Here is a 15,643-nt window from a genome sequence, read left to right on the forward strand (position 1 = left end):
GGAGAAGGAAAAGTCCCTTCTCCCTCTATCATTATCCTTGTTCTATTATCGTTTCATATTTCAATGAATCGTCTTTTGTGAAGAATTTTCTATAGGATAGAAGTGTTGAGGAGAATACACTAATTGCAATTGCGCCAATTAAAATACATTCTATTAACAATTGATATTTAATCGCATATAAAGGACTTATGCCAGCAAAAATCATTCCTGTCATCGAGCCTGGTAAAGTAACAATTCCTACAGTTTTAGCTCGATCAATTGATGGAATTAAGGCAGCTTTAATTGAATTTTTTATAACATTATTTGAAGCTTGTTTAGTTGTTGCCCCTAAGCATAATGCAGCCTCAATCTGATTTTTACTTGCCTGAATTTCAGCCCTAAGTCTCGTTAACGCTAAGCTATTTGCATTCATTGATGTGCTAATAATCATACTTGATATTGGAACAACATATTGAGCCTTCAACGCAATTTTGTTTGCTACCAAAACAACTCCTAATGAAATCATGACGCCTAGCAAAATACTAATAAATGAAATAAAAAATGCGCCTTCAATTTGTTGTGATCTTTTACTCGAAGTATAAGCACCGAATAAAATCATACAAAATAAAATAATGATGACAAGTAAAAAATGCTCAATTTGCAATATGAATTCAAGTACATAACCCATGATCATTAATTGAATGACGGTCCTTACTGAAGAAACACCAATGTCTTTTTCAACACCAAGTTTCTGATAATAGGATAATGCGATAGCAATAATAATTAATAAAAATGTCAGAGACACTCCTGTAATATGCAAATTCCCTTCCATCATTTCACCTCTTTAAGCAATTGTAGAAAGAAAATTTTTTCCTAATTCTGTGGTTGGATTATTAAAAAATTCATTAACTGGACTCACTTCTACTAATTTACCGTCAATCAGTAACCCAACTCGATCAGCTATTTGTTGAACTAGATCCATATTATGTGTAACAAGAATAATCGTTAAATTTTCTTCTCTTTTTAAAGTTACCAGAAGCTCCTGAATATGTAGAGTCGATTGTGGATCTAATGCTGAAGTAATTTCATCACATAATAAAATAGTTGGTTTCATGGCTATTGCTCTTGCGATTGAAACTCTTTGCTGTTGACCAACCGAAAGTGTTGAAGCATTCCGATCAAGTAATTTCGTCTCTAATCCTACTTTTTCTAATAAAGATCTCGCAACTGTTTTCGAATCTGTCTTATCATAGCTACCGTTTAATTTGACTCCAAACAAAATATTATCCTCAACAGTCCCTTCAAATAATGAAGGAGTTTGTAGGATCATTACTGCACTTTTTCTTAAACTTTGAGGTGTCATTTTGTATATTGATTGTCCATTTAAATGAATTTCACCTTTACTTATCGACTGTAATCGATTTAACGCCCGAAGCAATGTCGATTTCCCCGCTCCTGAAGTTCCAATTAGGCAAAAAATTTCACCCTTATTAGTTTGAAAATTAATGTTTTTAAGGATCGAACTACCAAGAATATCTACACTTATATTGTTAATTGATAAAGTCATTCTATCTCACCTCTTAGTAAATGAAAGGTGCCCTATTTTAGGACACCTTTTTAAAATTAATTAAATTATTTTTCTTCCTCGCCCATGAGGTATGCAAAGTGGAGTTCCAAATAATGGGTCCTTCACAATATCGCAGTTCATACAGAAAACGTCACAAATTAAGTTCTCATTAATGATGTTTTCTGGGTCTCCTTCTGCGTATACTTCACCATTTGAAATTGCAACAACGTTGTGTGCGTAACGACATGCTAGGTTTATATCATGTAGTACCATAACAATTGTACGCTGTTCTTTTTCATTTAATTCGTAAAGTAAGTCTAATATCTCGATTTGATGTGTTAAATCCAAATAGGTTGTTGGTTCATCCAATAAAATTGTATCTGTGTCCTGAGCCAAAGTCATCGCAATCCAAGCACGTTGACGTTGTCCACCAGATAAAGAATCGACTAATTGATCCTTTAGTTCAAACATATTTGTAATTTTTAAGGCATGTTTTACTTTTTCTTCATCTTCTTTTGACCATTGTTTTAACCAAGTTTGATACGGATATCTTCCTTGTTTTACTAATTGAAAAACTGTTAAACCTTCAGGCGCAACAGGACTTTGAGGCAGTATTGAAAGATTGCGTGCAATTTCCTTTGTAGGTCGCTTACTAATTTCTTTTCCATCAAGTAAGATGGTTCCACTTTTTGGTTGAAGTAATCTTGCAAGTGAACGAAGTAGTGTTGATTTTCCGCAGCCATTAGCTCCAATTAAAACCGTGATTTTTCCTTTTGGAACTTGAAAATTTAGCTCGTTTATAATTGTACGATCATCATACGATAACGTTAACTTTTCTGTTTCGATTGCGCTCGTTGACATCTTATCACCTTTTTCCAGTCTTAAATAATAAATAAATAAAATATGGTGCACCAATTACGGCAGTAAATACACCAGCAGGTATTTGAATTGGACTAAACACCGTTCTTCCAATTGTATCAGCCACTAATACCATGATCGCACCGATTATTCCAGATAAGGGAATCAATGCACCGTAAGAAGCACCAACTATTTTCCGAGCAATATGAGGTGCAATTAGTCCAACAAATGCGATTGCTCCTGCAAATGCAACTGCACCTGCCACTAATGCAGTACTTATAAATAACAAGATTAGTCGATTTTTTTCTACTTGAACTCCTAAGCTTGTTGAAACTTCATCTCCAAGTTGCTGAGTATTGATATGTCTTATAAACGATAAAGCTAACACGATAAAAACTAGCGTCCAGACTGTTATAATTTTAACTTGTTCCCAGTTCGCTCCATATACACTCCCTGTTAACCACATATTCGCTTCTGTTGCTCTAAAAATAGGTCCAATAATCATAAAGAATGAAGTTGTGCTCTGAGCTAATGCTGAAAATCCAACCCCTACTAAAACCAATCTTAATGGCTTTAATTCCCCATCCTTATATGCAAAAACATAGACAAATACTAAACTTATGATGGCACCGATAAATGCAGCTAATGGTAGCCATTTTATACTCACTGTTAATTGATTCGTACGATTATCACTAAAAATAGCTAAAAATAATACAACGGCAGCTCCTGCTCCACCTGTTATACCAAGGATATCTGGAGAGGCTAGTGGATTTCTAACTAACCCTTGGAGAACCGCTCCTGCGATCGCTAAAGAAATCCCAGCAAAAATTGCAATGATAATTCGGGGCATTCGAAATGCTTGAATAAACAATTCATCAATTTTTTCCCCTTCACCAAAAATAACAGATATTACTTTTGGAATAGAAATATAACGGTCACCTAGCGTTAAGCTCACTATAAATGAACTAATGAGTAAAAGAAGTGCAATTATTAAAACGGAAAACGATCGTTTATTAAATAGTAGTGAAAAGTACTTGTTTCTTAATTTGATCATGTTCATTTTACTGTACCGCCTTTTCTTGCTAAGTAAATAAAAAATGGTGCTCCAATAACGGCGGTCATAATACCAACTGGCGTTTCTTCTGGCATTAAAATGTAACGAGATCCCACATCAGCTAAAAGAAGTAAAATTGCTCCAAAAATACCACAAAACGGAATCATCCAGCGATAATCATTTTTAACGAACATTCTAACTATTTGAGGGACAATTATACCAACTAATCCTATTGGTCCTGCTATACTTACAGCACCACCGGCTAGAATGATGACTAACACGACTAATGTCGTTTTTAATAAAGCTGTATTTTGTCCTAAAGCTCTAGATACATCTTCTCCTAGCATGAATGTATTAATCTTTCCACCAAGTGCAAGTGAGACCACCCAAGCTATGACGATATATGGTAATACCATATGTAAAGAATCAAGTGAGCGCCCTTGAACTGAACCCGCTAGCCAAAATAGGACTTGCTCTAATGCCACTTCATTAGTAACTAGTAAGCCTTGGGTTATTGAGCTAAACATGGCTGCAATTGAAACTCCAGCTAAAGTAATTTTTAATGGTGTCGCTCCATCTCTCCCTATTGAACTTAGCCCAAATACAAATACGGCTGATAATGTAGCTCCTATAAATGAAAGCCATATAGTCGCATTAGGTGATTGTAAATGGAAAAAAGTGATACTAAGTACAATTAACATCGAGGCACCAGCGTTTATTCCTAGAACGCTTGGTGATGCTAGAGGATTTTTAGTTAAAACTTGCATAAATAAACCAGCGATTGCTAAACTTGCTCCTACTATTGAAGCAATGATCGCTCTTGGTAATCGAACATTTTGAATAATTAATTGTTCATTAGACCCATCAAATTGTGTAAATGAATGGATTAAACTTGTAAAACTAGTATCTGTATATCCTAGTAAAATACTAGAAAAAAAACAAATGACTAATAATAAAATACAAGCTACTAATACGATAATTCTTGATCTTGGGTGAATTAGCATTTTATATCTCCTACTATTCTATTCTCTACTAATAGTCTAAATGATATGAATTATCAAGTCAATGAGAATGATTTTCATTTTCTTATTGACTTCTAATCAAATCTTAATTTATAATACTACTTGTCGAGAGAAATGATAATCATTATCAACTAAAAAGGGAGACCATTCTATGAAAAAACTTAAATTTTCCTCACTAATTGCTCTTTTCATTGCAGCAATTATGGTATTAGGTGCTTGTGGCACTAAAAAATCAGACGAAGCTTCTGGTAAAGAAAGTAAAAAAGCGAATACAATTACGATTGACCATGCAATGGGTACGACAAAAGTTCCTGTTAATCCAAAAAGAGTTGTTATTTTAACAAATGAAGGAACTGAAGCTTTACTAGCATTAGGTGTGAAACCAGTTGGTGCTGTTAAATCATGGACAGGAAACCCTTGGTACGATCACATTTCTAAAGATATGGATGGCGTAGAAGTTGTAGGTGTGGAAAGTGAAGTTAACCTTGAGAAAATCGCTGGTTTAAAGCCAGATTTAATCATCGGTAATAAAATGCGTCAAGAAAAAGTGTATGAGCAATTAAGTGCAATTGCACCAACAGTTTTTGCTGAAACATTACGTGGAGACTGGCAAGAAAATTTCAAATTTTACGCAAAAGTTTTAAATAAAGAAGAACAAGGTAATACAGTAATAGCTGATTATACAAAACGTGTTGATGAACTTAAAGGTGAATTAGGCGATAAAGTAAATCAAAAAATTTCAATGGTCCGTTTCATGGGTGCTGATGTACGAATCTATCACCAAGATACTTTCTCTGGTGTCATTCTTAAACAGTTAGGTTTCCAACGTCCTGAGGAACAAAATGCCCCTGATTTTGCTGAAAAAGGTGTAACAAAAGAACGTATTCCAGCAATGGATGGAGATTACATTTTCTACTTTACATTTGATGACGGTAAAGAGTCTGGATCTCAGCTTGAAAAAGAATTTACAGAAGATCCTTTATTCAAAAAGTTAAATGCTTCTAAAAATGGACATGTCATGAAAGTAAATGATGTAACTTGGAACACTGCAGGTGGAATCAAGGCTGCTTACTTAATGTTAGATGACATTGAAAAGACTTTTACTAAATAATAGAATTTAAAAAGGTTTACCTTTATTGTCAGATTGGACAATTTAGGTAAACTTTTTTTTGTACCACGCCTGCAATACTTGCTTACCCTGCTTTCCCTGCTTCTTCAGCATTTCCTGCAATTAACGTAAGCATCATATGCTCTTGGTCCCAATATTCATTGTTAAATTTTAAACTATTAGGGGTTTTCGCAAATGTTTTGAATCCTAGTTTTTCATATAGTTTCTTTGCTGTTTCATTACCTTCTACGATATTTAATGTAAGTTGTTCAAGTCCAAAGCTCTTTGCTAAGTGGATCGCTTCTTCAATTAGAAGATGGCCTGCCCCCATTTTTCGAGCGCTAGGAGAAACATAGACAGACTCAATTTTCCCTTTATGCTCTGCTTTAACTTTTTCAAACGTTTTTAAAGTTGCTACTCCAATTAATTGACCTTTGTCAGTAAATGCACCGATCGTATAATTTTTATCTTGATCCAATATTTCTGCTTTGTATTCAATAGGGTCATCTTGATCAAGTATTTCATCCATAGTTGTAATAAAAACTTCAGGATTCTCTTTTAAACCTTCTAAACGAATATTAAGATAGATTTCTGCATCTTCTTTTGTTAATAAACGTATTTTCATACCTATCCCTCCGTAGTTCTTGCAAAGTATATTTTATATAACAAATGGAAGGTTTTCAACGCTTTCAAAAACTAGAATCTAGTAAACTCACATTGTCATAAACTTGTAAAAAACTTAAAAAAACGCTTGTATACCAAGCGTTTAGACGATTCTTTTTTCATGATTTTTCACAATTCCTGTTACAGAAATGTTAGGTTTGTCATAGTCATTAAGTAAACTTTACTAAATCAAATAATCTAGTTTTTTATCAAATAAACTCTTTCTGGCCTGCCAATCGTTCCATACGCTAAATCCGCTAATACTTTTCCTTCAGATACTAGATATTCTAAATATCTCCGGGCAGTAGTACGACTAACGCCAATTTCCAGTCCTATATTCTCAGCAGTCATCCCGTTATGAACTTCATTTATCACAAATAACACCTTATCTAAAGTAAGTTTATCAATGCCTTTAGGGTATATACTTTGTTCTTCAATCACCGAATTATTTTTACCGATTAGACCGTCTATTTCTTCCTGAGTTAGATACGCACTTTTTGATTGTAGGCTTTGCACTTTATTTGAATAATTTACATAACGAATTAAAGACTTTTTAAAACGATCAAAAATAACTGGCTTAATAATAAAATCAAATACACCATAATGTAAGGCCTTATTAACTGAATCGATTTCTTTAGATGCTGTAATCATAATAACATCTGCCAAAATTGAATTTTTCTTCATCCATTGTAAAAAATCTAAGCCATTCATATCCGGAAAATAAACATCTAGTAATACTAGCTGCGGTTTTAGAATCTCAATTAAATCAACTGCTTCTTGGTAATTTGTCGCAATACCAATTACACTAAACCCATCTATTCTTTCAATAAATCGCTGATGAATTTCTGCAATTCTACTATCATCTTCAACTATTAACACTTCTATTAAATTCTTTTTCATCGTATCTGTTACTCTCCTTTTGGCGTTTCGGAATGGCAACAATAAATGTAGTTCCCCCATGTTCGTTTGAATGAAAAGTAATTTGTCCGTTTAATTTATGGAGCAATCTCTGGACTAGATGAAGTCCGATCCCTGAGTTTTTAGATTGCTCCTTAGTAGAAATACCATATTCAAAAATCTCATCGATTAATTCCTCAGGGATACCATTTGCATTATCCTCAATTTCAATCACTAAATCTTCACCTAAATCAGTAAGAAATAGTGAAACAAGCTTTTCTGATTTATTTGTTTCTAATACTGCATCGAATGCGTTATTTAATAGATTTCCGATTATCGTTATTAAGTCTTCCCTATTTATTTCTTTTGGGACATCTGCAAAACTACTATTATAATCAATGTTAAAGTCTACTTTTAACTCATTAGCTAAACTTATTTTGCCTAAAAGAAGTCCTGCAACCACTGGGTCTGAAATTTCTTCCATAATAAAATGGATAATATTTTGAGTTATATTTGATTCCTTTGAAATTAATTCAATCGCTTCTTGATAGGATTCAAGCTGTATTAAGCCTAAAATTGTATGCAACTTATTCGAATATTCATGTGCCTGAGCTCTAAGGCCTTCTGAATATGCTTTTATTTGCGATAGTTCATTTAGCAATTTATTCAATTCTGATTTTTCCCTAAAGGTTGTGACTGCTCCAACAATTTTAGAATTCACTCCAATTATCGGTATACAATTAATAATCATTACTTTTTCATTTATTAAAAACTCTAAATCATAAATTGGCTTACCAGTTTCAACTACTTTCTTCAGATGCGAATTATGCAATATATCTTCTATTTTCAATCCTCTAAGCTTTATATTATTAGGAATAGAAAGGACTTTATGAGCATTTTCATTTACTACCGTAATCTCTCCGTATTCATCAATTGCAATAATCCCTTCATGAATCGATTCCAAAATTGCGTGTTTCTCTTTGTACATCCTTCCAATTTCTTTCGGCTCCAATCCGAAGATCGATTTTTTTATATTAAATGAGATTAAAAAAGCTACACCTATTCCAAGAAGTAATATGACAATACTATTTTTTATTAGTTTTTTACTAAACGTTTGTGCCTCATGATCAATATCTTTTATTAAGTAACCTACAGAAACAACTCCAATTACGTTACCATTATCATCAAAAATAGGAGTTTTTCCTCTTAAAGAAGGGCCAAGTGTACCAGTTGATTCTGATACGATTTCCTTTCCCTTAAATACTTTATCATTATCTCCTCCAACCATTTTCTTCCCAATTAGGAATGGGTTTGGATGTGAATAGCGTACTTCATTTATATTTCCAACAACGATAAACTCCGCTCCAACTTTCTTTCGAATTTGTTCAACGATTGGCTGAATGATTCCTGATGGATTTTCACTTGAAAATGCTTCACGAACTTCTGGCATATTTGCCACAGTTTGAGAAATAGCTAAGGCCTTTAATCCCTTTTCATGTTTAAGGTTTTTTAGAAACATTTCTTGAGATACTATTTCAAAAACACTACTAATAACTAAAATGAGAACAGAAATAAAGATGATTAACTTATAATGTAAACGCATAAAATTTCTCCTTATATTTTTATAATAATCAAAAAACTCCTTTAATAAAAGGAGTTTTGTTAGAATATTTTAAGCTTCTACATTAATAACTACTTCTTTACCCTTCAATTTAATAATAATTGGAATGAGGATCCAAAGTACTCCAATTATTAAAAATACTAATGAAATAGGATGAGTAAAGAAAATACTATAATCACCATTTGATACAGTTAAAGCTCTTCTTAAATTATTCTCAATCATTGGACCTAAAACGATACCTAATACTAGTGGTGCGATTGGAAAATCATTTTTAGAAAGGAAATATCCAAAAATACCACATGCTATTAATAGAAGTAAATCATTTACTGATACTTGTACGGCATAAACACCAAATATTGAAATGGCTACAATAAGTGGCAATAAGTATTTCTTTGGCGTTTGAATAATTTTTGCAAATATTTTCACTAGAGGCATGTTTAAGATAATAAGCATTACGTTACCAATAAACATACTTGCAATTAATCCCCATGCAACATCAGGATGTTCATCGAAAAGCAGTGGTCCCGGTTGTATGTTATACATCATTAAAGCACCCATTAGGATTGCTGTTGTTCCTGAACTTGGGATCCCTAAAGTTAATAAAGGAATCATCGCTCCGCCAGACGCGGCATTATTTGCTGACTCAGGAGAAGCAACCCCAGCAATTGTACCAGTTCCAAACTTTTCTGGCGTTTTACTGACTTTCTTTTCTAAAATATAAGCAAAAAATGAAGCTAAAATAGCACCCGCTCCCGGTAATAAACCGACGAAAAATCCTAAAACAGAGCCCCTAGCGATCGGAGCAATACTTTCTTTTAATTCCTCTTTAGATGGTAATAAATTATTAATCTTTGCCATCTCGCCATCTTCAACTTCATTTTCAATAATTGTTTTAAATACTTCCCCTAGCGCAAATAATCCTACCGCTACTGTTAAAAATTCTAGCCCTTGATATAGCCATGGAATGTCATATGTAAAACGAGAAACTCCTGATACAGAATCAATTCCAATTGTAGCTAGTAGTAGTCCAAAGATCGTCATAATTAATGCTTTTGTTACTGACTTTCCTGCTAGTCCACTTACAGCACATAAACCAAGAAGCATTAATGAAAAATATTCAGCTGGACCGAACTTTATTGCTAATGCCGATAATGGTTTTGCTAATACGATCAGTGCAATAAGAGTAAAAATACCTGCCACAAATGAACCAATTGCTGCAATTGACAAAGCACTTCCTGCTCTACCTTTTTTAGCCATTTGATAGCCATCTAATGTCGTCACTACTGATGAGGATTCGCCTGGAGTATTTAATAGAATCGAAGTAGTAGAACCACCATACATAGCACCATAATATACACCAGCTAATAATATAATTGCACTGCCCGCTGCTTGCTCAGGTCCTAAAAAACCAGTTACCGAAGCAGTAACAGGTATTAGTAAAGCGACCCCACTCATTGGCCCAATACCAGGTAATACCCCTACTGCTGTACCAATTAATACGCCGGCAAAAGCAAACAATAAGTTGTACCATGTAAATGCAGTTTCAAATCCCTGCATTAAATATTGAAAAGTACTCAAGTTAATAACTCTCCCTTCTTTTTTCTAAAACCAAATTGACCAAACCGGTAACGTGCCTTTTAAAACATCGACAAAAATAAAATAAATAATGAGTGAATAACCTAATGAAATCGAAAGTGATTTTATCCAGTTTCCTCGCTCCATTGTTTGGATTGCTACAATTAGGAATAAAAACGAACTAATAATAAAACCGATTTTCTCAAGTAAAAGTGCGTAAAGAATTGCTGAAGCTAGGATGATAAAAAATTGCTTATAATTATATTGAACTGCTTCCTGCTCTTTTCCCTTATAAGAAAATGTTTCGTAAAATAACCTACAGCTTAATAAAGAAAGCGCACAGCCAAGTATAAATGGAAAAACGTTCGGACCAACTACACTTCCATAAGCAGTAGCTGCTATACTCCGACTTTCTAAAATAAAAGTAATACCTGTAATAAGAAAAATGATTGCTGCTAATCGATCAAATTTTTTATTCATAATCTCACCTCTTTAGTTCAGTAATGGAAAAGAAGGAGTGTGATCCCCCTTCTTTATTTCAATTATTTATTCATTCCTAATGCTTTTAATAAATCTTGAACTTGTGTTTCTTGTTCTGATAAAAACGAATTAAATTCTTTACCATCTTTATATTCTGGCTGCCAGCCTTGCTTTTCTACTTCTTCTTTCCATTCTTTTGTTTCAACTAATTTTGAAATTGTTTTCTCCCAATATGTGTATGCATCCTTAGACATTTTCTCTGGTCCAAAAATCCCACGCCAAATGATAAACTCAGCATCAATGCCTTGTTCTTTAGCTGTTGGAAACTTAGACAAAACATCTCCTTGTAAACGTTCAGGTGATGTTACTGCTAAAACTTTAACTTTACCTGATTTAACAAACTCAAGCGTACTAGAGACATCAGTCGAAATGACATCCGCATTATTACCTAATAATGCTGTTATTGCCTCTGAACCACCATCATACGATACATACTTAATTTTCGTAGGATCAATACCGTATTTATAAGCAGGTAAAATTCCGACTAAATGATCCATTGACCCTGGAGCAGAACCCCCAGCTAAAGTAATATTCTTCGGATTCTTTTTAATATCATCTAAAAGTGATTTTAAATCTTTATACTTAGAATCAGCCTTTACAACGATTGCACCATAATCCTTTGTTAGCTGTGCTAATGGAGTACTATTTTTATAGCCATAAGGACTATTTCCTTCTTTTTTCAAGTTGTTAATAATAATAGGTGGTGAGTTTACAAATAATTTTTCATTATTAGCTTTATCTTGAGTAGCATACTCGGCCATGAATACCGTACCGCCACCACCTGGCTTATTTTCAACCGTCATAGGTTCTTTAACAAGTTTTGTTTCACTTAATACTTTAGTAAACGATCTAGCTGTTAAATCCCATCCGCCGCCTGCTCCTGATGGTGCTACAACCGAAATTGCCTTATTAGGATAAGTTGAGTTATTGCTTCCCGTTGTTACACTACTACTTTTACATGCTGCAAGACTCACAGTAATTAAAGAAGTCATTACAAACAAACCAGTCTTTTTAAATTTCACCTATAGTTCCTCCCTTTTTTGGAAACGCTTTCTAATACAAGTATTATAGTTTAATAATTCTGAAAAAAGTTTTTATGAACGTTAAAGACGTAAAGTCCATTAAAACCATTTTGTTCATAAAAACCACGATAAAGAAAACTTTCCGATTGGTGAGCCTTTAGGTGGAAACAGAGGCGTAGTTTGGATTTTGTAATTTACTTACTCATACGGGATCATGAGGAACTATTTACGCTGGATTTCGTATATTACTTCCTCATAACGGGGTCATGAGGAACTATTTACGCTGGATTTTGTAATTTACTTACTCATAACCTGCTCATGAATATGTAAAAAAACAAGAAGACAAAAAGATCATACTCATGAAAAGCTATAACCGAAATTAACCAATAGACTAATTGAATAACTCATTTTTCGGTGCAGTCTATAAAAACAAAAAAAAGAATACGAGTCTGAATTTATATCAGACTCGTATTCTTTTATCTTACTTATGAATCCAAACAGCACCAGCTGAATTATCTTTTGCTTCTCCAATTACTTGGAATTTTAAGCCGTAGTTAGGTACTTTTCTTCCTGCATCTGGAATTAAAGTATTTTGGTAACTATTTGAATCATTGAATTCTGTTACACCAGATAGTCCATCATAGTCAAAGATTCCACGAGATGGTGAATTAATATAGAATTCAGGTGATTTGTCGTAACTAAAAGCAGCGTCAGCTACTTGGTAACGTGTACTTTGTGATACAGATGGTTTACCATTTAATGTACCAACCATAGCTTCTGGATGAGCATCTACAACACCTAAGAAACCTTCACCAGGGTGAACACCTGTCCAGTTATCTGTGTAGCTATCATCACCATACCATACTACTAAACCAGTATTATACTTAACCCCACGAGCATATTCTAATGCTTTATCAGAGCCAGCATAGTTTCTCCACTCTAAGTAGTAGTAGTGATCTTTAAAATCAGTACCATTTGATACAGTTGCTTTGTCTAATGTAAATGCTGGAGTTCCTTCCGCACCATCAGTAAATTTAACTGCACCGTCAACAGTTAATTTTGCTTCGTCGAAAGCAAATCCTTCAGGAGCTAGTCCACCATCAGTTACATATTCAAATTGAACTTTTACATTTTTGCCTTTGTATGCAGATAAGTCATAAACTTTATCTACCCAAAGTCCTTTAGATGTTTCAAGTCCACCTGCAGTATTTTCATCACCAATCGTATCAATTGTTGCAAGTTTAGCACCTGTTGCAGCATCTAATACATTTACATACAGATAGTCATAATTGTATTCAACTTCATAGTTTGCTTTTACAGCGAAGCTTGCATTTGTAGCTGCTGTTAAATTAAATACTGGTGAAGTCATCGTAGTATGAAGGTTATCACCTTTTGTACTAAAGTAATACTTAGCACCAAATTGAGGTTGAATTTTACTTTTTACTTCTTTCTTTGGTAAGTTAACTTTTACCACACCTGGGTTATTTGATTTAGTAACACTTTGATCGATAATAGCAGCAATACCTTTTTCATCAATATCCTTATAGTCTACTTCAGTCATATTTGCCCAGTTTCCACCATAAGTTTTTTGGAAGTACTCTTTGTTTTGTGGTGAGAAACTTGTAGGTGTTGTACCTGCGATTGCACCGTTCCAACTACCACCACTCATGATTGACCAAGAAGCAACTGGTTCACCATTTCCAGTGTACCCGGTATCGTACTCATCTGGTAATCCTAAATCATGACCGAATTCATGAGCGAATACACCAACTGCTCCATCTTCTGGCTCAATTGTGTAATCATATGCAGCCATCAATCCGTTCCAATTTGTAGATTTTGATTTTGTTCCGGAGAAAGTAGTTACTCCATTTAAAGTCCAACGATGTGACCAGATCGCTTTATCTCCTAATTTACCGCCACCAGCTTCTTGACCAGTTCCAGCATGAAGAACCATTAAGTGATCCACTAATCCGTCAGGCTCATTAATATTTCCATCGCCATCAAGGTCATAAATATCTAGATCATCAAAATCAGCTAAATTAATACCTGAATTAATTGCAGCACGTAGTGATTCTTTAACTAGATCACGAGGACCTTTTGGTGCTAAGTTATCATGTCCACCAGTTGGGCTATCATCGCCATAATCAGCTGCATTACCAGCAACTGTTAACCAGTTTGTAACTGTACCCTTAACAGTATAGCTCCCACCAGATTGCTCTTCATAAAATTGTTTAAAAGTTTTTACTTTAGAGCCATCGTGTAAAGTAAATTCTTTATCTCCGAAAAGCATGTCTTCGTAATGTTTTTTGCTGAAATCATCAGAGTACATGTACCCATTTTGTTTATCAATATTGTTATGTTTGAAATCAGCGAATTCAGTTAAAATTACTAATACCTTATCTTCACGAACTCCGCCGTTATAGCTAGCCTGTTTAGCAGAATCAACTTTTACTACACCAGTTGGTTTGCCTTTTTTATAGTTTTCGTGTCCTTTATTTAATTGTGATAAAAGTTGAGCTTTTCGTTTTTCTAATGTTGCTCTTTGTTTATCAGCAATTTCTGACTGAGATTGTGCTTGTACTTTCTCTTTATATTCACCTTGTTTTTCTTTTATGTATGCTTGTACTTTTTCTTTAGCTACTTCAGCACTATCAGAATCTTTGATCACGCCTCTGTCTCTTAAAGCCTTTTCTAATCTTTCTTCATCCACTACGTTTAAATCTAAATAAGGACTTTCTACTAACTGCTTACTTTCACTTTCAGTAGGAATTGCTGCTTTTGAAGTAACTCCAGTTGAAAAAATGGACATACTTAATGCTGCAGCAAGTGATACACTCGATAATACCTTCCAGTATGATGGTCTTGCCATAAATCTACACCCCTTTTCAGAATCTTCCAACAAATTAAATAGTACTAGCTTAAGGGGCATTGTACAATGAGTAATTATGAATAATTTCTAATGATTTACTTAATCTATTTAATCCATTTTTAATGTTTTTTTAACATTAGGAATAGGTACATATTCTTATTTCAGTGACAAGAAAATACATTTTCTCTTTTTATTAATCAAATTTCGAGGAGTTTATTATGAATTCGACAATTAAAAAAGATTTCTTTTTAAAACCAACTTTACAATTAGCAAAGGAGCTATTGGGCTGTATCTTAGTTCATCGTACTGATGAATTGGAACTTTCTGGAATGATCGTAGAGACCGAGGCATATATGGGCCCAGATGATCGTGCTGCACATAGTTTTCAAAACCGACGTACGAAACGGACAGAAATTATGTTTCATGAGCCAGGATTCATCTATACTTATCAAATGCACACTCATACCTTAATAAATGTTGTTTGCGGGGAAGTTGGCATTCCTAATGCAATATTAATTAGAGCACTAGAACCTGTAGACGGGATTGAAAAAATGATCGAATTTCGAAAAAATCAACCCATTTCTAATTTAACGAATGGACCAGGTAAGCTTACAAAAGCATTGAATATTACGATGGAATCTTATGGAAAACCAATTTGGCTCCCTCCCGTTTACATCAAAGAAGGAATTAAACCAGAACATATTAGTAGTGGACCTAGAATCGGTATTGAAAATACCGGTGAAGCGCGGGACTATCCATGGAGATTTTGGATTACGGAAAATAAATTTGTTTCAAGATAATAAAAAATACCCAGGCTGTTGACGAATTCTCGCTTTCAAACAGTCTGGGTATTCTTAATTTCGGAACC

At 34.0% G+C, this 15,643-nt stretch carries 14 protein-coding genes; 2 read left to right on the forward strand and 12 right to left on the reverse strand.

The genetic code is table 11. The annotated features are described in order from the left end of the window. Positions 1-31: 31 nt before the first annotated feature. The 5 genes from BM319_RS17155 to BM319_RS17175 are packed head-to-tail and all read right to left on the reverse strand — an operon-like array spanning position 32 to position 4,462. Positions 32-811, reverse strand: coding sequence for an ABC transporter permease (locus tag BM319_RS17155; RefSeq protein WP_175495634.1), 780 nt, complete (start codon positions 809-811; stop codon positions 32-34). A 12-nt stretch (positions 812-823) separates the two neighbouring features. Next, the gene (locus tag BM319_RS17160; protein ID WP_091023802.1) at positions 824-1,546 is read right to left on the reverse strand and encodes a phosphate ABC transporter ATP-binding protein; all 723 of its coding nucleotides are present in this window, start codon (positions 1,544-1,546) and stop codon (positions 824-826) included. A 60-nt stretch (positions 1,547-1,606) separates the two neighbouring features. After that, positions 1,607-2,407 (reverse strand): ABC transporter ATP-binding protein, encoded by an 801-nt coding sequence (locus BM319_RS17165; protein WP_091023803.1) that lies wholly within the window; start codon positions 2,405-2,407, stop codon positions 1,607-1,609. A 4-nt stretch (positions 2,408-2,411) separates the two neighbouring features. Next, positions 2,412-3,464 (reverse strand): FecCD family ABC transporter permease, encoded by a 1,053-nt coding sequence (locus tag BM319_RS17170; RefSeq protein ID WP_091023804.1) that lies wholly within the window; start codon positions 3,462-3,464, stop codon positions 2,412-2,414. Next, positions 3,461-4,462 carry a FecCD family ABC transporter permease gene (locus BM319_RS17175; RefSeq protein WP_091023805.1) on the reverse strand — a complete coding sequence of 334 codons (1,002 nt, stop codon included), beginning with the start codon at positions 4,460-4,462 and terminating at the stop codon, positions 3,461-3,463. The genes BM319_RS17170 and BM319_RS17175 overlap by 4 nt, the downstream gene beginning before the upstream one ends. Before the next feature lie 169 nt (positions 4,463-4,631). On the opposite strand from BM319_RS17175, the gene BM319_RS17180 reads away from it, so the two are divergent. Then, positions 4,632-5,591, forward strand: coding sequence for an ABC transporter substrate-binding protein (locus BM319_RS17180; RefSeq protein ID WP_091023806.1), 960 nt, complete (start codon positions 4,632-4,634; stop codon positions 5,589-5,591). Positions 5,592-5,673: 82 nt separating this feature from the next. On the opposite strand, the gene BM319_RS17185 is transcribed toward BM319_RS17180, so the two are convergent. The 7 genes from BM319_RS17185 to BM319_RS17215 all read right to left on the reverse strand — a co-directional run bounded on the left by BM319_RS17185 (position 5,674) and on the right by BM319_RS17215 (position 14,775). Beyond that, a complete protein-coding gene (locus tag BM319_RS17185; protein WP_091023807.1) occupies positions 5,674-6,213 on the reverse strand; it encodes a GNAT family N-acetyltransferase in 540 nt (179 codons plus the stop codon). 236 nt (positions 6,214-6,449) lie between these two features. Then, positions 6,450-7,151: a response regulator gene (locus tag BM319_RS17190; protein WP_091023808.1), complete on the reverse strand. Its 702-nt coding sequence runs from the start codon at positions 7,149-7,151 to the stop codon at positions 6,450-6,452. Further along, the gene (locus BM319_RS17195; RefSeq protein ID WP_091023809.1) at positions 7,117-8,751 is read right to left on the reverse strand and encodes an ATP-binding protein; all 1,635 of its coding nucleotides are present in this window, start codon (positions 8,749-8,751) and stop codon (positions 7,117-7,119) included. Before BM319_RS17195 ends, BM319_RS17190 begins: the two co-directional genes overlap by 35 nt. 69 nt (positions 8,752-8,820) lie before the next feature. After that, positions 8,821-10,326: a tripartite tricarboxylate transporter permease gene (locus tag BM319_RS17200; protein WP_502686157.1), complete on the reverse strand. Its 1,506-nt coding sequence runs from the start codon at positions 10,324-10,326 to the stop codon at positions 8,821-8,823. Between the two features lie 45 nt (positions 10,327-10,371). Continuing rightward, entirely contained in the window at positions 10,372-10,824 is a 453-nt protein-coding gene (locus tag BM319_RS17205; RefSeq protein WP_069032832.1) for a tripartite tricarboxylate transporter TctB family protein, read from the reverse strand. 62 nt (positions 10,825-10,886) lie between these two features. Beyond that, the gene (locus tag BM319_RS17210; protein ID WP_483295426.1) at positions 10,887-11,906 is read right to left on the reverse strand and encodes a Bug family tripartite tricarboxylate transporter substrate binding protein; all 1,020 of its coding nucleotides are present in this window, start codon (positions 11,904-11,906) and stop codon (positions 10,887-10,889) included. A gap of 481 nt (positions 11,907-12,387) precedes the next feature. Further along, positions 12,388-14,775, reverse strand: a complete 2,388-nt coding sequence (locus BM319_RS17215; RefSeq protein ID WP_069032831.1) for an immune inhibitor A domain-containing protein — start codon at positions 14,773-14,775, stop codon at positions 12,388-12,390. A 218-nt stretch (positions 14,776-14,993) separates the two neighbouring features. Here BM319_RS17215 and BM319_RS17220 point away from each other — a divergent pair, with 218 nt between their 5' ends. Then, the gene (locus BM319_RS17220; protein WP_091023811.1) at positions 14,994-15,575 is read left to right on the forward strand and encodes a DNA-3-methyladenine glycosylase; all 582 of its coding nucleotides are present in this window, start codon (positions 14,994-14,996) and stop codon (positions 15,573-15,575) included. Positions 15,576-15,643 lie beyond the last annotated feature (68 nt).

The sequence above is a fragment of the Bacillus sp. UNCCL81 genome, assembly GCF_900112535.1.
GTDB lineage: Bacteria > Bacillota > Bacilli > Bacillales > Bacillaceae_G > Gottfriedia > Gottfriedia luciferensis_B.